Below are 22,815 nucleotides of genomic sequence, written 5' to 3'. Positions count from 1 at the left end.
GCCGCACGCGCGGTCAGTGTCGGATCGAAAACGGCCGGCACGCTCGCGCATACCGGCCGTGAAAGGATGCGCGGCTCGCCAGCGCACCGGGAATGTCGGCGCCGCGCGGTTCGCCGCTGCGGCTTGCGGCGAACGCCATCGCGCCGCCGATGATTCAGTTCAGCTCGCCACCGGCTTGTGGTGAACCTCGCCGTCCGGCTCGGGCGGCCAGTCGCGGATATAGGCCTTGAGCATACGATTCTCGAAGCTCTGCGCTTCCACCACCGTCTTGGCGACGTCGTAGAACGAGATCACGCCCATCAGCACGCGCTTCTCGAGCACCGGCATGTAGCGCGCGTGACGCTCGAGCATCATCCGGCGCACCTCGTTGACGTCCGTTTCCGGCGTGCAGGTGAGCGGATCGTCCATGACCTTGCGGACCTGCACGTCGCCGATCGCGCCGCCGTTTTCCTTCAGCCGCAGGATGATCTCGCGGAAGGTCAGGATGCCGACCAGGTCGCCATACTCCATCACGACCAGCGAGCCGATATCGCGCTCGGCCATCGTGTCGACTGCCTCGCGCAGCGGCATATCGGGCGTCACCGTGTACAGCGTGTTGCCCTTGACTTTCAGAATATCGCTGACGCGCATTCTCGCCCCCAAAAACTGGATGGTACTTAACCGGCTTCCGATGCTAGCGGAAAGCCCATCAAAAGGAAAGCGCGCGGCCCGCCGCACAAGCCGCCGCGGGCGATGCGCCGGGTCGAGGATCTCGCGCGGCGAGGGGTTCGGGCGATGCGGCGGCCGGTTGCGGACCGGCGGCCCTCGCCGCACAATGAAGCCTGCGTCGCGACGGGCATGCCGCCCGCGGGAGACAGCCATGAGCCAGACCGCCCAGGGCGAACATTTCGCCAATTTCGCGCAGTTCTACCCGTTCTACCTCAACGAACACCGCAACCTGGTTTCCCGCCGCCTGCATTTCGTCGGCTCGCTGGGCGTGATCGGCTGCCTCGCGATGGCCGTCGCGACCGGCCACTGGGGCTGGCTGCCCGCCGCCGTCGTCTGCGGCTACGGCTTTGCCTGGGTCGGCCACTTCTTCTTCGAGAAGAATCGCCCGGCCACCTTCCGGCACCCGATCTACAGCCTGATGGGCGACTGGGTGATGTTCAAGGACATCTGCCTGGGTCGAATCTCCTTGTAAGGTCCGCGCCTCGGTCGGGTGCGGCACCGGCAGTCGATCGCGGGCCGTATGCATTTCCCGCGGCTCCCAACAGCCGCGACGGCCGCCAGCCGCAAACCGGGACAGTTTTCAGGCCGCGCTCAGGCCGTTTTCGGCGGCGCCGCGGCAGCGGCGCCGGCCTGCTCGCCGCGCTCCTCAGCCAGCGCCTCGCCGCGCTTCACCAGCAACTGCGCCAGCGTCGCCCCCAGCCGCTCGCCCGTGAGCGCCGCCACCAGCCGCTCGCCGTCGATCGAGGGCCGGCCGCGCTGCACCTGGTACAGCAGCTCGTCGCGATCCACCACGAAGGCATCGAACAGTTGCGACACCGTCAAACGCTCGGGATTGGCCAGCAGCACGTAGCGCGACACGGCGATGTCGCCGCCCTCCAGCCGCGCCACCCACTCTCGATCCTCCATCGCCGCCAGCAAGCGCTGCGCGGTTTCCATGCCGCAGCGCACCATCACGGCCAGGCGCGCCGCCGAATGGCCCGGCTTGCCGGCCTCCTGCGCGTCGGCCAGGCGCGCCAGCAGGGCCAGCGCGTCGAGCAGGTCGCTGCCCGGATAGGCGACCCGGTGGAACTGCCCGATCCGGATCACCGGCAGCGCCGAGGCCACCATCGCCCCCGCCAGCGTGATCAGCCAGCTCAGGTACATCCACAGCAGGAACAGCGGCACCGCCGCGAAGGCGCCATAGACGGCCGTGTAGGTCGGGATGCGCCGCACGTAATAACCGAAGCCGCGCTTGGCCAGCTCGAAGGCGATCGCCGCGCAGATCCCGCCCACCACGGCATCGCGCCAGGCCACCGTGCAATTCGGCAGATAGACATACAGCAGGGTGAAGGCCAGCACCGTCAGCGGCAGCGAGGCGGCCGTCAGCAGCCATTCGACCGAGGTGGTCGCGCCCGGTGCGCCGGCGATCGCCAGCGACTTGGTGAACAGGTAGGAGGAGATCGACAGGCTGATGCCGAACAGCAATGGCGCCAGCGTGATGAAGGCCCAGTAGGCCAGCACGCGCTGCGCGAAGGGCCGCGACTTCCTCACGCGCCAGATCACGTTGAAGGCCGACTCGATGGTCATCATCGTCATCACCGAGGTGACCACCAGCACGATCAGGCCGGCCGTCGTCAGGCCCTTGGCCTTGGCCGAGAACTGGTTCAGGTACTTGAAGATCTGGTTGTTGATCTGGGCCGGCATCAGGTGGTCGGCCAGGAAGCCCTGCAGCGAGGACTGGAACGAGGAGAACATCGGGAAGGCCGTGAACAGCGCGAACGCGACCGTCACCAGCGGCACCACCGCGAGGATCGTGGTGAAGGTCAGGCTGCCCGCGACCTGCGGAATACGGTCCTCGGCGCCGCGCTTCGCGGCGAATCGGGCAAGACGCCGGATCGTGACCAGATCAACACTCAGCTTCGGCAACGGCTTTCTCCTTCGGGCTGCAGGCGTGCCGCCACGCGTCGCGGCGGTCGCACCCCCTATAATAGCCGCTCACTCAAGAGGCTTATGAAAGACATCCTGGTGCTCTACTACAGCCGCCACGGCGCGACGCGCGAGCTGGCCCTGGCGATCGCCGCCGGCATCGACGCGGTGCCCGGCGCGCAGGCGCGGATCCGCACCGTGCCGCCCGTGTCCACCGTCTGCGAGGCAACGTCGCCCGAGATTCCGTCCGACGGCCCGCCCTACGCGGAGCTGCGCGACCTGGAGGAATGCGCGGGCCTGGCACTCGGCTCGCCGACCCGCTTCGGCAACATGGCCGCGCCGCTCAAGTATTTCCTCGACGGCACCACCCCGCAATGGCTGTCGGGCGCGCTGGCCGGCAAGCCCGGTTGCGTGTTCACCTCCACCGGCAGCCTGCACGGCGGCCAGGAATCGACCTTGCTGTCGATGATGCTGCCGCTGCTGCACCACGGCATGCTGATCGTCGGCATCCCCTATACCGAAAGCGCACTGACCACCACCGACGGCGGCGGCACGCCCTACGGCGCCTCGCATCACGCGCGCAGCGGCGCGCCGGCCTCGCGCCAGGGCATCTCGGTCGACGAAAAGACGCTGGCCGTCGCGCTCGGCAACCGGCTGGCACGCGCCGCGCTGCGCCTGGCCGATCCGCAATGAGCGCCCCGGCCGCCGCCCGCCCCGCCTTCGCGCTGGCCGCGGCCGGCTGCCTGGTCGCGCTGATCGCGCTGTCGATCGCCTGGGAGCTGTGGCTCGCGCCGCTGCGTCCCGGCGGCTCGGCCCTGATGCTCAAGGCGGTGCCGCTCGCGCTGATGCTGCCGGGCGTGTGGCGGCGCAGCGTGTACACGCTGCAATGGGCGTCGATGCTGATCCTGCTCTATGTCGCCGAGGGCGTCGTGCGCGGCATGACCGACGGCGGACTGTCGGCGCGGCTCGGCTGGCTGGAGCTGCTGCTGGCGGCCGGCTTCTTCGCGGCCGCGCTGGCCTATGTGGCGCCCTTCAAGCGAGCGGCGAAGCAAGCGGCCAGACAGGGCACGACACCCGCCGAAGCGCCGGCTGGCGCCGCCCGCCCCAAGGCCGGCGCAAGGCCTGCCCAGGCAGGCGACAATACCAAATCCGCGCGGCGCCGCCCCTGATGCCGCGCCCCTCCCCTTCGAGACTCCCGCGATGACCACCTCCTCCGCCTTCCTCGATGCCTGCCGCGCCGCGATCGGCGCGGACCACGTGCTGAGCGACGCGCACGACACGGCGCCGTTCCTGACCGACTGGCGCAAGCGCTACCGCGGCACGGCCTGCGCGGTGCTGCGCCCCGGCAGCACCGACGAGGTGGCGGCGATCGTGAAACTGGCCGCCGAGCACCGCGTCGCGATCGTGCCGCAGGGCGGCAACACCGGCCTGGCCGGCGGCGCCACGCCCGACGACAGCGGCACCCAGGCGGTGCTGAGCCTGGCGCGCCTGAATCGCGTGCGCGAGCTCGATGCGCACAACAACACCATCACGGTGGAGGCCGGCGTGATCCTCGCCGAGGTGCAGGCGCGCGCGCAGGAAGCCGGGCGCCTGTTCGCGCTGAGCCTGGCCGCCGAAGGCAGCTGCACGATCGGCGGCAATCTCTCGACCAATGCCGGCGGCACCGCCGTGCTGCGCTACGGCAACACGCGCGAGCTGTGCCTGGGCCTGGAAGTGGTCACGCCGCAGGGCGAGATCTGGCACGGCCTGCGCGGCCTGCGCAAGGACAACACCGGCTACGACCTGCGCGATCTCTACATCGGCGCCGAGGGCACGCTGGGCATCATCACCGCCGCCGTGATGAAGCTGCATCCGCGCCCGGCCGCCCAGGTCACGGCGCTCGCCGCGCTCGAATCGCCGCATGCCGCGCTCGACTTCCTGGCACTGGCCCAGCGTTGCGCCGGCCCGCTGCTGACCGGCTTCGAGCTGATGTCCGATTTCTGCATGCGCCTGGTCGGCAAGCATTATCCGCAGTTGCGCTACCCGTTCTCGACCACCCATGCACAGACGGTCCTGCTCGAGCTGTCCGACAACGAGAGCGAGGAACACGCGCGCGCGCTGTTCGAATCGATGATGGCCGAGGCCTTCGACGCGGGGCTGGTGGTCGATGCGGTGGTGGCGGAAAACCTGGCGCAGTCGCGCGCGTTCTGGGACCTGCGCGAGCACATCCCGCTCGCGCAGGCCGACGAGGGGCTCAACATCAAGCACGACATCGCCGTGCCGATCTCCTCGATCGCGCGCTTCATCGACGAAACCGACGCGGCGATCCAGCAGGTCGCCCCGGGCGCGCGGATGGTCACCTTCGGCCACCTCGGCGACGGCAACCTGCACTACAACGTGCAGACGCCCGAGGGAGGCGACCCGAAGGCCTTCCTGGCCGAGTTCCAGAAGCCGATCAATCGCGTCGTCTACGACAACGTGCATCGTCACCACGGCACGATCAGCGCCGAGCACGGCATCGGGCAGTTGAAGATCGACGACGCGCAGCGCTACAAGTCGCCGGTCGAGATCGAGCTGATGAAGACGCTCAAGCGCGCGCTCGATCCGCACCAGTTGCTGAACCCGGGCAAGGTACTGCGCTGACCCGGCAGGCGGCGGCGCGGCGCGCGCAGCCGGACGCGCCCCGCCCTGCCCCCCCTCCCCCTCGATACCGCGACCGTCCCCAGGAGCCCCCATGTCGATCCGCGTGCGCGTGCTGTCCGACCTCCATCTCGAAGGCAATACCCCCGAGGCGATCCCGGGCGCGGCGGCCGACCTGGTGGTGCTGGCCGGCGATATCCACAATCACGCGGAAGGCCTGCGCTGGGCCGCCGAAACCTTCGACGCCGAGGTGCCGGTGATCTACGTGCCCGGCAACCACGAGTATTACGACGGCGATTTCGGCGCGCTCGAAGCCGCGATGCGCGACACGGCGCGCACGCTCGACCAGGTCCATTACCTCAATCGCGGCGTCTACCACGCGCCGGATGGACGCTTTCGCGTGCTCGGCACCACGCTCTGGACCGATTTCGAGCTATATGGCAGCGACCAGGCGCGCCGCGCCGAGGCGATGACCGCCTGCTCCCGCGCGATGTTCGACTTCAACGGCGCGATCCAGGTGGACTGGGCACCGGGCAGCGGCGCCGGCGAAGCAGGCGCCGCCCTCGCGACGCAAGCCTCGCGGGCGCTGACGCCCGCCGATACGCTGGACCTGCATCGCGCCTCGCGCGCCTGGCTGGCGGCGGAACTGGCCCGGCCCTGGGCCGGCGCGACCATCGTCGTCACCCATCACGCGCCCCATCGCGCCAGCCTGGCCGAGCGCTACGCGAACGAAATCGTTTCGGCCGGCTTCATTTCCGATCTGGAAAGCCTGGTCGCGCCGCCCGTCGATCTGTGGATCCACGGCCACACGCATACGTCCTTCGACTACACGGCGGCGAGCGGCACGCGCGTGGTCTGCAATCCGCGCGGCTATATCCGGCGCAGGACGGGCGAGCGCGAGAATCCGGCCTTTGCCTGGGACAAGGTGGTGACGCTGGAAGCCTGAGGGACGAAGCCGCGCCGTAAACGACAAACGGGCGTGCGAGAAGCACGCCCGTCTTTCCAATCCGGCAGGACCCTGCCGCCGCGACGCCGCTCAGGCCGACCGATTTTCCAGGCCGCCCGCCGCCGTCACAGCCTGAAACATCTTCGAACCGGTATCGCGCCCGGCTCAGTCGCGCGACGACCGACGCGCATCGAAGCGCTGCGCATCACGACGCACCCGAATCGGCACCAACTGGCGCTGCACCCGTTCGCGCAGCAGACCGCGCGCCGCGACGATACCTGCCCAGCCGATCACGGCCGCGAGACCCAACATCACCCAGTGCGCGTTCATTGCCTTTCTCCGTCAGTCAGTGCGTCGATTCGATGACTCAACAGTAGCAAACCCCGCGCGTTTCAAGCGTAAAAAAATGTTGCGTCACTGCAAAGAAACGTCAGGCCGACGTTCAGGCGCGCCCGCTCGGTTGTCGATGCTCCTCTCTATTCAGGTTTCGTGGGTGAATTGCTCGAGCGCGGTGATGTCGGCCTCGAGCGTGGCAGGCAGCGATTCGCGCATGAAATCGACCCAGGTGCGGATCTTGGCGTCGAGATACTGGCGCGAGGGATAAAGCGCGTAGATATTCATCACGTGCGAGCGGTATTCGGGCATCACGCGCACGAAATCGCCGTTGCGCAGGCCGGTGATCGCCGTATAGAGCGGCAGCACGCCAATGCCCATGCCCTCGCGGATCGCCACCGCCAGCGCCTCGGCGACATTCACGCTGAACGGCGGCGAGGCCACCGACAGGGTTTCGTTGCCGTCGGGCCCGAGCAGGGTCCATTCGTCCCACTGGAAACCCGGCGCCACCATGCCCATGCAGGTATGGGCGTCGAGATCGCTCGGCCGGCGCGGCACGCCGTGCCGCTCCAGGTAGTCGCGCGAGGCGCAGACCACGCTGAAGGTCTCGCCGAGCCGCTGCGACACCAGCCCCGAATCGGGCAACTCGCGGCCGAGCACGATCGACACGTCGAAACCCTCGTCGAGCAGGTCGGGCAGCCGCTGCGCCAGCGTCAGGTCCACCTGCACCTCCGGGTAGCGCTGCCGGTAGCGCGCCGCGAGCGGCACCGTGTAGTGCTGGCCCATGCTGGTCATGCAGTGCACCTTGAGCTTGCCCGAAGGCCGCGCATGCGCGTCGCTCGCCTCGGCCTCGGCCTGGTCGACATAGGCCAGGATCTGCTCGCAGCGCTGCAGGTAGCGCTCGCCGGCCTCGGTCAGCGCGATGCGCCGCGTGGTGCGATTCAGGAGGCGCGTGCGCAGGTGCGCTTCCAGGTCCGATACCGCCCGCGAGGCGTAGGCGGTCGTCGAATTGAGCTGCTGGGCGGCCGCGGTGAAACTGCCCGCATCGACCACGCGCATGAACACACGCATGTTCTGAAGCGTATCCATACTGATTCCCCCTTCAATGCGGGCAGATTGTTGCACAGAGCCGCGGCAATATTATCTCAAGATACGTAAAGATTCCTTGCACCCTTACCGGCTTATCCATCAATAAGCGAAAAAATATAATCGCTTCCGAATCATCTTTATCCGAACGGGAGAAAATCGTGCAGTCTCCGGCAACAAAAGGGACGCTCGCACTTGCGGTTCTTGCAATCTCATTAACAATGGCCGGATGCGCGAGCATGGGCAATGTTGCACCGCAAGCAACGCGCGTCGACCCCGCCACGCTGGACGCGGGCGCCGCGATCCGCGCAGCCAACCGCGACGCGGGCTGGCCCAGCGCCGACTGGTGGCGCGCCTATGGTGACCCGCAGCTCGACGGCTGGATCGCGGCCGCCCAGGCCGGCAATCCGTCGCTGGCCGCCGCGCAGGCGCGCGTGCGCCAGGCGCAGGCGGTGGCGCGCATCGCGCACGCCGACGAACTCCCGCAGCTCGACGGCGAATTGGCCCTGCAGCGCAAGCACTGGCCCGACGACTATTTCTACGGCCCCGGCACGCTCGCCAACACCAATAGCTGGAACAACAGCGGCACGCTGAACCTGTCCTACCACCTCGATCTCTGGGGCAAGGACAAGAACAACGCCGAGCGCGCGCTCGATTCGGCCCGCGCCCAGGCCGCCGACGAGCGCGCGGCGCGCCTCGAGCTGGAGGTCAACGTGGTGCGCGCCTATATCGACTTCGCGAAGAATTTCGCCCTGCTCGACATCGCGCAGCAGACCTACGACCGCCAGAACGAGCTGATCCAGCTCGCGCAGAAGCGCCTGCGCGCCGGCATCGGCACCCAGCTTGAACTGAGCCAGGCCGAATCGCCGCTGCCCGACTATTCGCGCCAGATCGACAGCTATCAGGAGGCGGTGCAGCTCGGCCGCCACCAGCTCGCTGCCCTGGCCGGCAAGGGCCCCGGCGCGGGCGATACCCTGACGCGCCCCAAGCTCGCGCTCGATACCCCGGCCAGCCTGCCCTCCGCGTTGCCCGCCGAACTGATCGGCCGGCGCCCCGACGTGGTGGCCGCGCGCTGGCTGGTCGACGCGCAGGCGCGCGGCATCGACGTGGCCAAGGCGCAGTTCTACCCGAATGTCGACCTGCTTGCCTCGCTGGGCGGCTTCGGCGTCGGCTCGGCCTTCGCCGGCTTCCTGCGCTCGATGAACGGCGGCTGGTCGGCGGGGCCCGCCATCACGCTGCCGATCTTCGAGGGCGGGCGCCTGCGCGCGCAGCTGGGCGCCGCCTCGGCCGGCTACGACGAGGCCGTGGACCAGTACAACCAGACGCTGGTCTCGGCGCTCAAGGATATCGCCGACGACGTGGTGCGGATCCGCTCGCTCGACACGCAGCGCGAGGACGCCGCCCGCTCGGTGGCGCTCACGCGCCGCACCTTCGATCTCTCGCACCAGGGTTTCAAGCGCGGGCTGACCGACTACGTGAATGTGCTGGTGGCGCAGTCGCAACTGCTGCGCGCACAGGAAAGCCAGACCCGCGTCGAGGCCGAGCGGCTCGCCGCGCATGCCTCGCTGATGGCCGCGCTCGGCGGCGGGCTCGAAGCCCCCGAGGACGCGCCGCGGGACGGCGCGGCCGCGCCCGGCAAGGCCGGCACACCGGCGGCCGGCGCTTCTCCGAACGGAGCGACGCAGCCGGCGCCGGCCAAGGCCGCTGCGTCGGCATCGGCGGCACCGATCTCGCTCCTGCCCCGGACCGCCAGCGATGCCCTAGCCTCGCCGGCCCCCTCCGCGGCCGCCCGACCTTCGGCCGCCTCGCCCGCGCCAGCCCCGGCCGTCAAGCTCACCCGCGCCGCGACCAGCGAATCGGGCCGCCCGACGCGCCGCCGGCAAGTCGCCGCGGGCGCCGCCCTGGCCGACACCGACCGCGCCGCCGTGCCGGCCGCCGAGTGAGGAAAGCCGCGATGTCCGCCCCCTCGTCCACTCCCGCCGCGGCGCCGCCGCCGGCCCGCTCGCCGTTAGCCGCGCTTGCCGCGACCTGCGCCGACTGGGCGCGCACCGACGGCAATGCCTGGCTCTACCTGTTCAAGGCACTGACGGCGGCCTTCCTGGCGATCGGCGTGTCGATGGTGCTCGACCTGCCCGCGCCGAAGACCGCGATGACCACCGTGTTCATCGTGATGCAGCCGCAAAGCGGCGCGGTGCTGGCCAAGAGCTTCTACCGCCTGACCGGCACCTTCGTCGGCCTGGCCGCCACCCTGACCTTCGTCGGCCTGTTCCCGCAGCAGCCCTGGCTGTTCCTGATCGCGGTCGCGCTGTGGGTGGCGATCTGCAACGCCGGCGCCGCGCGCAACCGCAACTTCCGCAGCTACGGCTTCCTGCTGGCCGGCTACACCGCCGCGCTGATCGGCCTGCCCGCCTCGCAGCAGCCCGACGGCGCCTTCATGTCGGCGCTCACGCGGGTGGCCGAGATCTGCGTCGGCATCGTCTCGGCGGGCCTGGTCAGCGCCCTGCTGTTCCCGCGCTACACCGGCGAGCAGATGCGCACCACAGTGCGCCGGCGCTTCTCGTCCTTCGTCGACTACGTGGCCTCGGCGCTGTCGGGCAAGCTCGACCGTGCCCACATCGAGAGTGTGCACACGCGCTTCGTGGCCGACGTGATCGGCTTCGAATCGGCGCGCAGCATGGCGGTGTTCGAGAACCACGAGTCGCGCATGCGCAACGGGCGCCTGGCGCGCCTGAACAGCGAGTTCATGACCGCCTCGAGCCGCTTCCACGCGCTGCACCAGCTGATGAACCGGCTGCGCGCGGCGCACGACACGGTGGTGATCGCGGCGCTGGAGCCCTACTACCGCGAGATCGCCCCGCTGCTCGAGCCCGAGGGCCAGCCGGTGCGCACCGCGGCCGACGCGGCGCGCATCGCCGAGCCGCTGCTGGCCTATCGCGACGCGCTGCCGCGCCGGATCCGCGCCACCCGCGCCGAGCTGGAGACGCGCCCCGATTTCCCGCTGCTCGACTTCGACACCGCCGCCGAGCTGCTCTACCGCTTCATCAGCGACGTGCACGCCTACGCCGCCACCTACGGGTCGCTGGCCAGCGAGACGCACGAGCGCGAGCGCTGGATCGAGCAGTTCGAGCCGAAGACCAACCTGACCGCCTCGCTGATCGCCGGCCTGCGCACCGCCGTGGTGATGCTGCTGCTGGGCTGGTTCTGGATCCACAGCGCCTGGCCCAGCGGCGTGATGCTGGTGCTCAACGCGGCGGCCGTGTGCGCGCTGGCCTCGGCCTCGCCGCGGCCGAGCGCGACCGCCATGCAGATGGGCATGGGCGCCTCGCTGGGGGTGGTGATGGGGACCCTGCTGATGTTCTTCGTCTACCCGCGCATCGACGGCTTCCCGATGCTGTGCGTGGCGCTGGCCCCGCTTCTGTCGATCGGCATCTGGCTGACGCTGCGACCGAAGACGGGCGCGCACGGCATGGGCTACCTGATCTTCTTCAGCTTCCTGGCGGGCCCCGACAACGTCACGCACTACGACCCGACCGACTTCCTCAACAACGGCCTGGCGATCGTGCTGTCGATGCTGGTCTCGGCGCTCGCCTTCGCGGTGCTGGTGCCGCCCAGCTCGCCCTGGCTCAAGCGCCGCCTGTTCGCCGACCTGCGCCGGCAGGTGGTGATGGCCTGCCAGGACCGCCTGGGCGGGCTGCGCACGCGCTTCGAGAGCGGCGCGCGCGACCTGATGTTCCAGGCCCACACGCTGTCGGCCGACCAGCCCGGCGTGCAGCGCGACGCGCTGCGCTGGATGTTCGCGGTGCTGGAGGTCGGCAACGCGATCATCGACCTGCGCCACGAGCTGGCGGCGCTGCCGAAGGACCCGCGCTACGCCGCCTCGATGCCCTGGCGCCAGGCGATCCGCGCGATGCGGCGCAGCGTCACCGCGCTGTTCGCGCGTCCCCGCCCGGCCCGCTTCGATGCCGCGCTGGCCGCCACCATCGACGCGATCGTCGCGACCCGGCAGGCGCTGGAGACCTTCGCGCCGCCCGCCGAGGAACGCCACCAGCTGCAACGCATCCTCAGTCACCTGCATTTCGTGCGCACCGCGCTGCTCGATCGCGAATCGCCGCTGGCGTCGCTCGACGGCGGCACGGCGCGCCCCACCCCGGGAAACCCGTCATGATGCCGCGTGAAATCGCCGTCTTCGACGCCTACATGCCGACCGTCGTGCTGATGTTCGTGCTAGGCGCCCTGCTCACCTGGATGGTCGACCGGCTGCTGGCCGCCACCGGCCTGTACCGCCTCGTCTGGCATCCCTCGCTGTTCCGCGCCAGCCTGCTGGTGTGCATCTGCGGCGGCCTGGGCCTTGCCGTCTATCGTTGAAATGAATCGAACCATGCTCCTCAGAAAACTCTTCGGCTTCGTCGCGACGGCCGTCATCCTCGTGATCGCGATCCTGATCGGCCACCGGCTGTGGGTCCACTACATGGACGAGCCCTGGACCCGCGACGGCCGGGTGCGCGCCGAGATCGTCAACGTCGCGCCCGACGTGTCGGGCGCGGTGGTCGAACTGCCGGTGCGCGACAACCAGTTCGTCCACAAGGGCGACCTGATCATGCAGATCGATCCTTCCCACTACGCGATCGCGGTCGAGCAGGCCAAGGCCGCGGTGGCCGCGCGCGCCGCCGAGCTGGCGATGCGCCGCGCCGATGCCGCGCGTCGCGCCGACCTGGACGCCGCCGTGGTCTCGCGCGAGAACCGCGAGAACGCCTCGCAGACCGCCTCGGGCGCCGCCGCCCAGTACCAGCAGGCGCTGGCCGCGCTGGACGCCGCCCAGTTGAACCTGGCGCGCACCCGGGTGGTCGCGCCGGTGGACGGCTACATCACCAACCTGAACGTGTTCCGCGGCGACTACGCCACCGCCGGCAACGCCAAGCTGGCGATCATCGACAGCCATTCGTTCTGGGTCTACGGCTACTTCGAGGAAACCAAGCTGCCGCGCGTGAAGCTGGGCGCGCCGGCCGAGATGCGGCTGATGAGCGGCGGCGTGCTGAAAGGCCACGTCGACAGCATCTCGCGCGGCATCTACGACCGCGACAACCCGCAGAGCCGCGACCTGGTGGCCGACGTCAACCCGACCTTCAACTGGGTACGGCTGGCCCAGCGCGTGCCGGTGCGCATCCATATCGACGAGGTGCCCGAGGGCCTGGTGCTGTCGGCCGGCACCACCTGCACGGTGATCGTCGACGAGGGCAAGGAGCGCACGGCCGCGACGCCGGCACCCGCCAAGTCCTGATCGCGTCGGTCGCCCGAACGGCGAGCGGCCGGCGCCCCAGAACGAAATCGGCCCGCGATGCGCCCTGCATCGCGGGCCGATCTTCATGGCGGAGACGACGCGCGCGGCGCCGCCCTCACGCTCAAGCCTGCGCGTTCACCCGGAAGTGCCCGACCAGCGCCTTGAGCGCCTGGGCCTGCTCGTCGAGCGAGCGCGCAGCGGCCGCGGCCTGCTCGACCAGGGCCGCGTTCTGCTGCGTGCCGTCGTCCATCTGCTCGACCGCGCGGCCGATCTCGTCGATGCCAGCGCTCTGCTCGGTGGAGGCCGCCGAGATCTCGCCGATGATGTCGGTCACGCGACGCACCGCGCGCACCACCTCCTCCATGGTGCGTCCCGCGTCGCTGGCGAGCTGCGCGCCGTTGGCGACGCGCTCGACCGAGGCGCCGATCAGCTGGCGGATCTCCTTGGCCGCGGTAGCCGAGCGCTGCGCCAGGGTGCGCACCTCGCTGGCCACCACCGAGAAGCCGCGCCCGTTCTCGCCCGCGCGGGCCGCCTCGACCGCCGCGTTGAGCGCCAGGATATTGGTCTGGAAGGCGATGCCCTCGATCGTGCCGATGATGTCGCGGATGCTCTTGGCGCTCTCGTCGATCTGGTTCATGGTCGCCACCACGCGGCCCACCACCTCGCCGCCCTGCTCGGCCACGTCCGAGGCGTTCTGCGCCAGCGCGCTGGCCTGCCGCGCGTTCTCGGCGTTCTGGTGGACCGTCGAGGTCAGCTGCGACATGCTCGACGAGGTGCGCTCCAGCGCCACCGCCTGCTGCTCGGTGCGCTGCGAGAGGTCGAGGTTGCCGGTCGAGATCTCGCCCGAGGCCGAGGCGATCGCCTCGGCACTGGCCGCGATCTCGCGCACCGTGCCGGCGAGCTGGCGCTGCATCTCGTCGAGCGCGTAGAGCACGCTGCCGCGGTCGCGCCTGGCCAGCCTGACCGGCTGGGTCAGGTCGCCGCTGGCGATGCCCGCGGCGATCGTCTTCGCGGTGGCGGGCTCGCCGCCGAGCTGCGCGCCGATCCGGCGCACCACCCAGGAGGCGATCAGGATCGCCAGCACGATCAGCGCGGCGGTCATCACGGCGATCATCGCCAGCGAGGCGTGGAAGCGCGCCGTCGAGGCATCTCGCGTCTGCCTGGCCGCCTCGCCGCGCGAGGCCACCAGCGCGTCGACCTGCTTCTCGAGCTTGCCGGTTTCCACCAGCAAGCCGACGTCCTGGGTGCCGACCTGCCAGTTCATCTGCGACAGGTCCAGCGGCTGCTGCTTGATCAGCGCCACGAAGTCGCGCAGGTGCGCGCTCCAGCCGGCGACCGACTTGGTGAAGGCATCGAGCATGGCGCGATCGCCGGCGTCGCTGTAGCCGTCGAGCGTCTTGAGGTCGCTGGTGATGCCGTTGAGGTCGCTCTCGATATCGCTGCCGAGGTCGTCGCGCTCCTTGGCGGTGGTCGCCGTGAGCAGCATCTTCTGCGCGCGGCTTGCGCGCAGCACGTGGCCGCGCACCGATTCGGCCGCATGGCTGGCCACGTGGCCCTGCTCGTAGACCGAGCGGATCGACTCGTCGAGCCGGCTGATCTGCCAGAGCGAGAACAGGCCGATCGCGAGCGTGCCGATCAACAGCACGGCGAAGGCGGCATACAGCGTCGCGCGCACCGACCATGCTCGCGACGGCTTGCCGCCGGCACGGCGCGTGGCGCGTCCGGCGCCGCCCGAGGCGGCCGGCAGCGCGGCGGCCGCCACCATGCCCTCGGTTGCCGGCCTGGCCCGCAGCGAAATTCCCATCATCGATTCCCCCGTACTTCTTTTGCTGCCGGAAACGTCGGCTCCGGCACTCACCGTACGGCCGCCCGCCGCGGATCTGCGGCACGGCCCACTCCGCGCGTGTGGTCACGGATAAGGGCTTGTCGGCAGCAATGATTTTTTTCTTGAGTCGGGATCGCACCCAGTTGTGCGCACGCGACGATCGTGCCCCGTAGGCCAATCGTCAGGAAACTCGCGACTTGTCCGAAGCCTCGATCGGTCTCGACCAAAACCTGGCCATTCATAGCCCAGTCGTGACCGAATCACGACAAAAGTTGGCCTGACAATTCGAGTGAGCCACTTTACACTCCGGTGACGCTATCCCGAATTCCAATGACGCTGCGGTCCCAGCACCGCCCCAACGCCGCTCACCATGCAAACCAGCCTCGACAACCGCCAGACGATATCCGCCGCGGCCGCCCCCGCGACGGCGCCGGCCCGCACCAACTACCCGGTGCTCGGCGCGATCAGCTTCTCGCACCTGCTCAACGACATGATCCAGTCGTTGATCCTCGCCATCTATCCGATGCTGAAGGCCAATTTCGCGCTGTCCTTCGCGCAGATCGGCCTGATCACGCTGACCTACCAGATCACCGCCTCGCTGCTGCAGCCGCTGATCGGCCTCTACACCGACAAGCGGCCGCTGCCGTTCTCGCTGCCGGTCGGGATGGGCTTCACGCTGTCGGGGCTGCTGCTGATGTCGGCCGCGCCCAGTTTCGGCGTGCTGCTGGTGGCCGCCGCGCTGGTCGGCTGCGGCTCCTCGGTGTTCCACCCGGAATCCTCGCGGGTGGCGCGCATGGCCTCGGGCGGCCGCCACGGTCTGGCCCAGTCGCTGTTCCAGGTGGGCGGCAATGCCGGTTCCTCGCTCGGGCCACTGCTGGCCGCGCTGGTGATCATCCCCCATGGCCAGCACAGCATCGCCTGGGTGTCGGTGGCCGCGCTGGTGGCGATCGTGGTGCTGGCCCAGATCGGCCGCTGGTACCAGCGCCAGCCCGCGCCGAGGAAGAAGTCGGCCGGCGAGCGCCATGCCACGCTGAGCCGCCGCCAGGTCTGGCTCGCGCTCGGCGTGCTGATGCTGCTGGTGTTCTCGAAGTACTTCTACCTGGCCAGCATCACCAGCTACTTCACCTTCTACCTGATCGACAAGTTCCACCTCGGCGTGCAGGCCGCGCAGCTGCACCTGTTCATCTTCCTCGCCGCGGTGGCGGCCGGCACCGTGATCGGCGGGCCGATCGGCGACCGCATCGGCCGCAAGTGGGTGATCTGGGTGTCGATCCTCGGCGTGGCGCCCTTCACGCTGGCCCTGCCGCACGCGAACCTGTTCTGGACCAGCGTGCTTAGCGTGATCATCGGCGTGGTGCTGGCCTCGGCCTTCTCGGCGATCATCGTCTATGCCCAGGAGCTGATCCCCGGCAAGGTGGGGATGGTGGCCGGCCTGTTCTTCGGCCTCGCCTTCGGCATGGGCGGCGTGGGCGCGGCCGTGCTCGGCGATATCGCCGATGCCACCAGCGTGGCCTTCGTCTACCAGATCTGCGCCTTCCTGCCGCTGATCGGCGTGCTGACGGTGTTCCTGCCCGACGTCGAGGGCAAGAAGGCAGCCAAGCAGCGCGCCGCCGCCTGAGCGCGCGGCGGGCGATGCCTCGCCCAAGACAAAACGCCCGGATCGTGACGATCCGGGCGTTTTTTCATGCCGTCGGCAAACGCGTCGCTCAGGCCGGCACGCCGTCCGCCGCGCTCGCGCTGCCCGCCGTGCTCGGCGCCGCCGCGCCGGCCAGCGCCAGCAGGAAGCGCTGCAGGATCCCCGAGGAATAGCTGCTGGCGATCTCGGTCAGGAAATTGGTGAACGAGGCGGTGGCGTGATCGTCGGCCGTGTCCGACACGGTGCGCACCACCGCGCAGGGCACGCCGTATTCGTGGCAGACCTGGGCCAGCGCCGCGCCCTCCATCTCGACGGCCAGCGCGTCGGGCAGCATCTCGCGCAAGGCGACCACTTCCGGCTCGCTCGACACGAAACGGTCGCCGCTGATGATTAGCCCCGCGTGCACGCGCGCCCCGCGCAGCCGGAAGCGTTCCTTGAGCGCCTCCCCCTGCTCGGCCACGAAGGCCTCGCAAGCCGCCTGTAGCGCGGCCGACAAGGCCGCGTCGGCCGCGAAGCGCGTGATGCCGAGCAGCGGCACCTCGTGGCGCGGGAAGATCGGCGAGGCATCGAGATCGTGCTGCATCAGCGCGCGCGCCACCACGATGTCGCCCACCGCGATCTCGCGCGCCACGCCGCCGGCCACGCCCGCGAACACCACGGCCCGCACGTTGAAGCGGTGGATCAGCGCGGTGGTGGTGGTGGCCGCCGCCACCTTGCCCACCCGCGCCAGCGTGACCACGCAGGGCACGCCGTGGGCGGTGCCGAGATGGTACTCGCGCTGGCCGAGCGTGACCGTCTCGACGGCGCCCTCGGCCTGCATCGCGGCGAGCAGGTCGCCGAGTTCCTGGGGCAGCGCGGCGAGGATGCCGAGCGGCCTTTTTCTATCGAATTGCATGATCATTCCACCGCCTGGAGTTTTGCCACCGCCAGCGCCAGCCATTTCTCGCCGTGCCGCTTGAAACGGACCTGGGCCTTCGCGTCCGCGCCTTCCCCCTCGAGGGCCGTCACCGTGCCCTCGCCGAACTTGGTATGGAACACCGGCTGGCCGACCTTGAAACCGCTGCCGCTCGCGCGCTGCGCGTTGGCGAAGGCCGGCAGCGGCGCCGACACGGCCGCGTCGACCACGCTCTCGCGCAAGCCGCCGCCATTGCCGCCGCCGGGCCGCGAGAACCAGTTGCGCCCCCAGCCGGCGTTGTCGGCGCGGCCGCCCCAGCGGCTGCCGGCCTCGACCTGCGGCGTCAGCCACTTCAGCACCTGCTGCGGCAGCTCGTCGAAGAAGCGCGAGCGGATGTTGTAGCGCGTCTGGCCATGCAGCATCCGGCTCTGCGCGAAGGACAGGTAGAGCCGCTCCTTGGCGCGCGTGATCGCCACGTACATCAGCCGGCGCTCCTCCTCCAGGCCGTCCGATTCGAGCGCGCTGTTCTCGTGCGGGAACAGGCCCTCTTCCAGCCCGGTAATGAACACCGCCGCGAATTCGAGCCCCTTGGCGGCGTGCACCGTCATCAGCTGCACGGCATCCTGGCCGGCCTGGGCCTGGTTGTCGCCGGCCTCCAGCGAGGCATGCGAGAGGAAGCCGGCCAGCGGCGTCATGGTGTCGGGGTTCTGGGCCGGGTCGCCCAGCTCGGCCGGCGCCAGCACCTCATCGGCGCCGCCGTCCAGCGTGATCTCGGGCGCCGCGATCGCGCCGGGGCGCAGCGGGATCGAGCGCGCCGGCGTATCGAGCCCGTAGCCTTCCTCGCTGACGAAGGCGGTGGCCGCGTTGACCAGTTCCTGCAGGTTCTCCAGGCGGTCCTGCCCTTCGCGCTCGCCCTGGTAGAAATCGGCCAGGCCGCTGGCGCGCACCACGTATTCGACGGTTTCCGGCAGGCTCATCTGCGCGGTCTCGGCGCGCATCTTCGCGATCAGGTTGGCGAAGGTGCCCAGGCTGGTGCCGGCCTTGCCCGTCACGTAGGGAATCGCCGCCGCCATCGCGCAGTTGTAGAGGCGCGCGGCGTCGGCCAGTTGCTCGATCGAGCGCGCGCCGATCCCGCGCGTGGGGAAGTTGACCACTCGCGCGAAGGCGGTGTCGTCGCTCGGATTGTCGATCAGGCGCAGGTAGGCCAGCGCGTGCTTGATTTCCTGGCGCTCGAAGAAGCGCAGGCCGCCATAGACGCGATAGGCAATCCCCGCCGTCATCAGGGTGTGCTCGATCGCGCGCGACTGCGCGTTGCTGCGATAGAGCACCGCCACCTCGCTGCGCGCCATGCCGCCGTTGATCAGCGAGCGAATCTCCTCGACGATCCAGCCCGCTTCCTGCGAATCGGTGGCCGCCTCGTAGACGCGCACCGGCTCGCCGTGCCCCGCGTCGGTGCGCAGGTTCTTGCCGAGCCGATGCGAATTGTGCGAGATCAGGTGGTTGGCCGCATCGAGGATGTTGCCGTGCGAGCGGTAGTTCTGCTCCAGCTTGATCAGGTTGCGCACCCGGAACTCGTCCTCGAAGTCGCGCATGTTGCCGACGTTCGCGCCGCGAAAGGCGTAGATCGACTGGTCGTCGTCGCCCACCGCGAAGATCGCGTTCTGGCCGCCCGCCAGCAGCTTGAGCCAGGCGTACTGCAGCTTGTTCGTATCCTGGAACTCGTCGACCAGGATGTGTCGGAAGCGCGCCTGGTAATGCGCGCGCAGCGGCGCGTTCAGGCTCAGCAGCTCGTAGCAGCGCAGCAGCAGCTCGGGGAAGTCGACCACGCCCTCGCGCTGGCATTGCTGGTCGTAGGCCTGGTAGAGCTCGACGAACATCCGGTTGAAGTTGTCGGTGGCGTCCACCTTGTCCGGGCGCAGGCCTTGCTCCTTGGCATTGTTGATGAAGTACTGGACGTTCTTCGACGGGTACTTCTCGTCGTCGATGTTCGAGGCCTTCATCAGGCGCTTGATCGCCGAGAGCTGGTCGGCCGTGTCGAGGATCTGGAAGGTCTGCGGCAGGCCGGCGTCGCGATAGTGCGCGCGCAGCATGCGGTTGCAGAGGCCGTGGAAGGTGCCGATCCACATGCCGCGCGTGTCGATCGGCATCATCGCCGACAGGCGCGAGAGCATCTCGCGCGCGGCCTTGTTGGTGAAGGTCACGGCCAGCACGGTGGGCGGCGAGGCGAAACCCTGCTGGATCAGCCAGGCGATCCGCGTGATCAGCACGCGCGTCTTGCCGCTGCCCGCACCAGCGAGGATCAGCGCCGGCTCGTTCGGCAGCGTGACGGCAGCGTATTGTTCGGGGTTCAGGTTGGCGAGCAGATCGGGCATGAAGAAGCGGGTATCGAGCGGGACGGAAGAAGGGAGGTGAAGCGCCAGGGCCGCCATTATAGAACGGTCGCGCCGGCACGATCGGGCCGCCGCGGCGAGCGGTTCGCGGGCCGCCGGGCCGCGCCCGATCCGGGCACGAGCCAGGCACCATCCAGGCACGACCCGGGCCCGGCGCGAGCTCGCAATCGACCCCGCGATCGCCCCTGCAAGCAGGCCCCTCGACCCGCCCCGCCACCGCCGCGCGCGCCCGGCCCGACGCCGCGCCGGCCCCGGCGCGATGCGCATCCATTTATAATTGCCGGTTTCCGCATCAATCACGCATTCTTTCAGGCATTTCCGACCATGAGCGACAGCACGCTGGCGAAGAGTTTCGAGCCCCAGACCATCGAATCCCATTGGGGGCCGGAGTGGGAAAAGCGCGGCTACGCCGCCCCGAAGATCGATCCGGCCAAGCCGGATTTCGCGATCCAGCTCCCGCCGCCGAACGTCACCGGCACGCTGCACATGGGGCACGCGTTCAACCAGACCATCATGGACGGCCTGACGCGCTACCACCGCATGCGCGGCGACAACACGCTGTGGGTGCCCGGCACCGACCACGCCGGCATCGCCACGCAGATCGTGGTGGAGCGCCAGCTCGACGCGCAGAAGATCTCGCGCCACGACCTGGGCCGCGAGAAGTTCGTCGAGCGCGTCTGGGAGTGGAAGGAGAAATCGGGCTCGACGATCACCGGCCAGGTGCGCCGGCTCGGCGCCTCCACCGACTGGAGCCGCGAATACTTCACGATGGACGACAAGCTCTCGAGCGTGGTGCGCGAGGTGTTCGTGCAGCTCTACGAGCAAGGCCTGATCTATCGCGGCAAGCGCCTGGTCAACTGGGACCCGGTGCTGATGACGGCCGTCTCCGACCTGGAGGTGGTGAGCGAAGAAGAGGACGGCAGCCTCTGGCACATCAACTACCCGCTGGTCTCGGGCGAGGGCCACCTGACGGTGGCCACCACGCGCCCGGAAACCATGCTCGGCGACGTCGCCGTGATGGTGCACCCGGAAGACGAGCGCTATCGCCACCTGATCGGCCAGTCGGTGCGCCTGCCGCTGTCGAACCGCGAGATCCCGATCATCGCCGACGACTACGTCGATCGCGAGTTCGGCACCGGCGTGGTCAAGGTCACGCCCGCGCACGACCTCAACGACTACCAGGTCGGCCAGCGCCACCAGTTGCCGCAGATCGAGATCCTCACGCTCGACGCGAAGATCAACGACAACGCGCCCGAGGCCTATCGCGGCCTGGACCGCTTCGAGGCGCGCAAGCGCGTGGTGGCCGACCTGGAAGCGGCCGGCGCGCTCGACTCGGTCAAGCCGCACAAGCTGATGGTGCCGCGCGGCGACCGCACCGGCGTGGTGATCGAGCCGATGCTGACCGACCAGTGGTTCGTGGCGATGACCAAGCCGGCGCCGGAAGGCAGCTTCCACCCGGGCAAGTCGATCACCGAGGTGTCGCTCGAGGTGGTGCGCGACGGCCAGATCAAGTTCGTGCCGGAGAACTGGACCACCACCTACTACCAGTGGCTGGAAAACATCCAGGACTGGTGCATCTCGCGTCAGCTCTGGTGGGGCCACCAGATCCCGGCCTGGTACGGCGAGAACGGCGAGATCTTCGTCGCCCGCGACGAGGCCGGCGCGCGCGCCAAGGCCGACGCGGCCGGCTACGCCGGCGCGCTCAAGCGCGACGAGGACGTGCTCGACACCTGGTTCTCCTCGGCCCTGGTGCCGTTCTCCTCGCTCGGCTGGCCCAGCGAGACGCCCGAGCTGAAGCACTTCCTGCCCTCCTCGGTGCTGGTCAGCGGCTTCGACATCATTTTCTTCTGGGTCGCCCGGATGGTCATGATGACGACGCATTTCACCGGCAAGGTGCCGTTCCACACCGTCTACATGCATGGGCTGGTGCGTGACGCGGAAGGCCAGAAGATGTCGAAGAGCAAGGGCAACACGCTCGACCCGATCGACATCATCGACGGCATCGGCCTGGAGGAGTTGGTCGCCAAGCGCACCACGGGCCTGATGAACCCGAAGCAGGCGGCCTCGATCGAGAAGAAGACGCGCAAGGAATTCGCCGACGGCATCCCCGCCTTCGGCACCGACGCGCTGCGCTTCACGATGGCCTCGATGGCCACGCTCGGGCGCAACGTCAACTTCGACCTGGCGCGCTGCGAGGGCTACCGCAACTTCTGCAACAAGCTCTGGAACGCCACGCGCTTCGTGCTGATGAACTGCGAGGGCCACGATTGCGGCACCGCCAAGCCGGAGCTTTGCGGCGCCGGCGACTGCGGCCCCGGCGGCTACCTGGACTTCTCGGCGGCCGACCGCTGGATCGTCTCGCTGCTGCAACGCGTGGAAGCCGACATCGCCAAGGGCTTCGACGACTACCGCTTCGACAACATCGCCAACAGCATCTACAAGTTCGTCTGGGACGAGTACTGCGACTGGTACGTCGAGCTGGCCAAGGTGCAGATCCAGAACGGCACGCCCGAGCAGCAGCGCGCCACGCGGCGCACCCTGCTGCGCGTGCTGGAGACGGTGCTGCGCCTGGCGCACCCGGTGATCCCGTTCATCACCGAGGCGCTCTGGCAGAAGGTCGCGCCGCTGGCGGGCCGCTACCCGGCCGGCGCGGCCGAGGGCGAGGCCTCGCTGATGGTGCAGGCCTACCCGGTGGCGGACCTCGCCAAGCTCGACGAGCAATCCGAGCAATGGGCGCTCGAGCTGAAGGCGGTGGTCGACGCCTGCCGCAACCTGCGCGGCGAGATGAACCTGTCGCCGGCCACCCGCGTGCCGCTGCTGGCCACCGGCGAACTGGAGCGCCTCACCAGCTTCGCGCCCTACCTGAAGGCGCTGGCGCGCCTGTCGGACGTCACCATCGTGGCCGACGAGGCCGCGCTCGACAGCGAGGCGCAGGGCGCGCCGATCGCCATCGTCGGCGCGAACAAGCTGGTGCTGAAGGTCGAGATCGACGTGAAGGCCGAACGCGAGCGCCTGTCGAAGGAAGTCGCGCGGCTCGAGAACGAGATCCGCAAGTGCGAGGCCAAGCTCGGCAACGAGGCCTTCGTGGCCAAGGCCCCGCCGGCGGTGGTCGAACAGGAGCAGAAGCGGATCGCCGAATTCCGCGGCACGCTCGACAAGCTGGCCGCGCAGTTGGCCCGTTTGCCGGCATAAGA

At 69.3% G+C, this 22,815-nt stretch carries 18 protein-coding genes; 11 read left to right on the top strand and 7 right to left on the bottom strand.

What is annotated here, in order from left to right; translation table 11 throughout:
* Positions 1-159: 159 nt before the first annotated feature.
* Positions 160-630: a CBS domain-containing protein gene (locus tag BM43_RS31625; RefSeq protein WP_013697743.1), complete on the bottom strand. Its 471-nt coding sequence runs from the start codon at positions 628-630 to the stop codon at positions 160-162.
* Between the two features lie 229 nt (positions 631-859).
* Here BM43_RS31625 and BM43_RS31620 point away from each other — a divergent pair, with 229 nt between their 5' ends.
* Positions 860-1,180 carry an Mpo1-like protein gene (locus BM43_RS31620; RefSeq protein ID WP_025098709.1) on the top strand — a complete coding sequence of 107 codons (321 nt, stop codon included), beginning with the start codon at positions 860-862 and terminating at the stop codon, positions 1,178-1,180.
* 119 nt (positions 1,181-1,299) lie between these two features.
* Here the strand turns inward: BM43_RS31620 and BM43_RS31615 are convergent, their stop codons facing one another.
* Positions 1,300-2,613 (bottom strand): YihY family inner membrane protein, encoded by a 1,314-nt coding sequence (locus BM43_RS31615; protein ID WP_017918462.1) that lies wholly within the window; start codon positions 2,611-2,613, stop codon positions 1,300-1,302.
* An 84-nt stretch (positions 2,614-2,697) separates the two neighbouring features.
* Here BM43_RS31615 and wrbA point away from each other — a divergent pair, with 84 nt between their 5' ends.
* The 4 genes from wrbA to BM43_RS31595 all read left to right on the top strand — a co-directional run bounded on the left by wrbA (position 2,698) and on the right by BM43_RS31595 (position 6,178).
* Positions 2,698-3,306, top strand: coding sequence for an NAD(P)H:quinone oxidoreductase (gene wrbA, locus BM43_RS31610; protein ID WP_025098711.1), 609 nt, complete (start codon positions 2,698-2,700; stop codon positions 3,304-3,306).
* Positions 3,303-3,782 carry a DUF2069 domain-containing protein gene (locus BM43_RS31605; protein ID WP_036051824.1) on the top strand — a complete coding sequence of 160 codons (480 nt, stop codon included), beginning with the start codon at positions 3,303-3,305 and terminating at the stop codon, positions 3,780-3,782. Before wrbA ends, BM43_RS31605 begins: the two co-directional genes overlap by 4 nt.
* A gap of 31 nt (positions 3,783-3,813) precedes the next feature.
* On the top strand, positions 3,814-5,235 hold the full coding sequence (locus BM43_RS31600) for an FAD-binding oxidoreductase (protein WP_025098713.1): 1,422 nt from the start codon (positions 3,814-3,816) through the stop codon (positions 5,233-5,235).
* Between the two features lie 97 nt (positions 5,236-5,332).
* Positions 5,333-6,178: a metallophosphoesterase gene (locus BM43_RS31595; RefSeq protein ID WP_036053525.1), complete on the top strand. Its 846-nt coding sequence runs from the start codon at positions 5,333-5,335 to the stop codon at positions 6,176-6,178.
* Positions 6,179-6,343: 165 nt separating this feature from the next.
* Here the strand turns inward: BM43_RS31595 and BM43_RS41435 are convergent, their stop codons facing one another.
* Both BM43_RS41435 and BM43_RS31590 read right to left on the bottom strand, forming a co-directional pair.
* The gene (locus BM43_RS41435) at positions 6,344-6,508 is read right to left on the bottom strand and encodes a hypothetical protein (protein WP_155296502.1); all 165 of its coding nucleotides are present in this window, start codon (positions 6,506-6,508) and stop codon (positions 6,344-6,346) included.
* A gap of 150 nt (positions 6,509-6,658) precedes the next feature.
* Positions 6,659-7,600, bottom strand: a complete 942-nt coding sequence (locus tag BM43_RS31590) for a LysR family transcriptional regulator (RefSeq protein ID WP_036051825.1) — start codon at positions 7,598-7,600, stop codon at positions 6,659-6,661.
* 218 nt (positions 7,601-7,818) lie between these two features.
* Here BM43_RS31590 and BM43_RS31585 point away from each other — a divergent pair, with 218 nt between their 5' ends.
* The 4 genes from BM43_RS31585 to BM43_RS31570 are packed head-to-tail and all read left to right on the top strand — an operon-like array spanning position 7,819 to position 12,875.
* Positions 7,819-9,540: an efflux transporter outer membrane subunit gene (locus BM43_RS31585; RefSeq protein WP_226285209.1), complete on the top strand. Its 1,722-nt coding sequence runs from the start codon at positions 7,819-7,821 to the stop codon at positions 9,538-9,540.
* An 11-nt stretch (positions 9,541-9,551) separates the two neighbouring features.
* The gene (locus tag BM43_RS31580) at positions 9,552-11,762 is read left to right on the top strand and encodes an FUSC family protein (RefSeq protein WP_036051827.1); all 2,211 of its coding nucleotides are present in this window, start codon (positions 9,552-9,554) and stop codon (positions 11,760-11,762) included.
* Positions 11,759-11,962: a DUF1656 domain-containing protein gene (locus BM43_RS31575; RefSeq protein WP_013697734.1), complete on the top strand. Its 204-nt coding sequence runs from the start codon at positions 11,759-11,761 to the stop codon at positions 11,960-11,962. The genes BM43_RS31580 and BM43_RS31575 overlap by 4 nt, the downstream gene beginning before the upstream one ends.
* Positions 11,963-11,975: 13 nt before the next feature.
* Complete coding sequence (locus BM43_RS31570; RefSeq protein ID WP_036051828.1) at positions 11,976-12,875, top strand: efflux RND transporter periplasmic adaptor subunit; 900 nt, start codon at positions 11,976-11,978, stop codon at positions 12,873-12,875.
* Between the two features lie 121 nt (positions 12,876-12,996).
* Here BM43_RS31570 and BM43_RS31565 read toward each other — a convergent pair whose 3' ends face one another.
* Entirely contained in the window at positions 12,997-14,682 is a 1,686-nt protein-coding gene (locus tag BM43_RS31565; RefSeq protein ID WP_036051829.1) for a methyl-accepting chemotaxis protein, read from the bottom strand.
* A gap of 388 nt (positions 14,683-15,070) precedes the next feature.
* On the opposite strand from BM43_RS31565, the gene BM43_RS31560 reads away from it, so the two are divergent.
* A complete protein-coding gene (locus BM43_RS31560; protein ID WP_036051830.1) occupies positions 15,071-16,318 on the top strand; it encodes an MFS transporter in 1,248 nt (415 codons plus the stop codon).
* Positions 16,319-16,406: 88 nt separating this feature from the next.
* On the opposite strand, the gene BM43_RS31555 is transcribed toward BM43_RS31560, so the two are convergent.
* Together BM43_RS31555 and BM43_RS31550 are read right to left on the bottom strand one after the other, a co-directional pair.
* Complete coding sequence (locus BM43_RS31555; RefSeq protein ID WP_036051831.1) at positions 16,407-17,237, bottom strand: 5'-methylthioadenosine/adenosylhomocysteine nucleosidase; 831 nt, start codon at positions 17,235-17,237, stop codon at positions 16,407-16,409.
* Positions 17,234-19,603: a UvrD-helicase domain-containing protein gene (locus tag BM43_RS31550; RefSeq protein WP_036051832.1), complete on the bottom strand. Its 2,370-nt coding sequence runs from the start codon at positions 19,601-19,603 to the stop codon at positions 17,234-17,236. Before BM43_RS31550 ends, BM43_RS31555 begins: the two co-directional genes overlap by 4 nt.
* Before the next feature lie 342 nt (positions 19,604-19,945).
* Here BM43_RS31550 and BM43_RS31545 point away from each other — a divergent pair, with 342 nt between their 5' ends.
* Positions 19,946-22,813, top strand: coding sequence for a valine--tRNA ligase (locus tag BM43_RS31545; RefSeq protein WP_017921636.1), 2,868 nt, complete (start codon positions 19,946-19,948; stop codon positions 22,811-22,813).
* Positions 22,814-22,815 lie beyond the last annotated feature (2 nt).

Origin of the sequence: Burkholderia gladioli, from assembly GCF_000959725.1 — a bacterium.
In the GTDB taxonomy this organism is placed as follows: domain Bacteria; phylum Pseudomonadota; class Gammaproteobacteria; order Burkholderiales; family Burkholderiaceae; genus Burkholderia; species Burkholderia gladioli.
The sequence above is the reverse complement of the archived record's forward strand: the minus strand, read 5'-3'. Positions and strand labels throughout refer to the sequence as shown.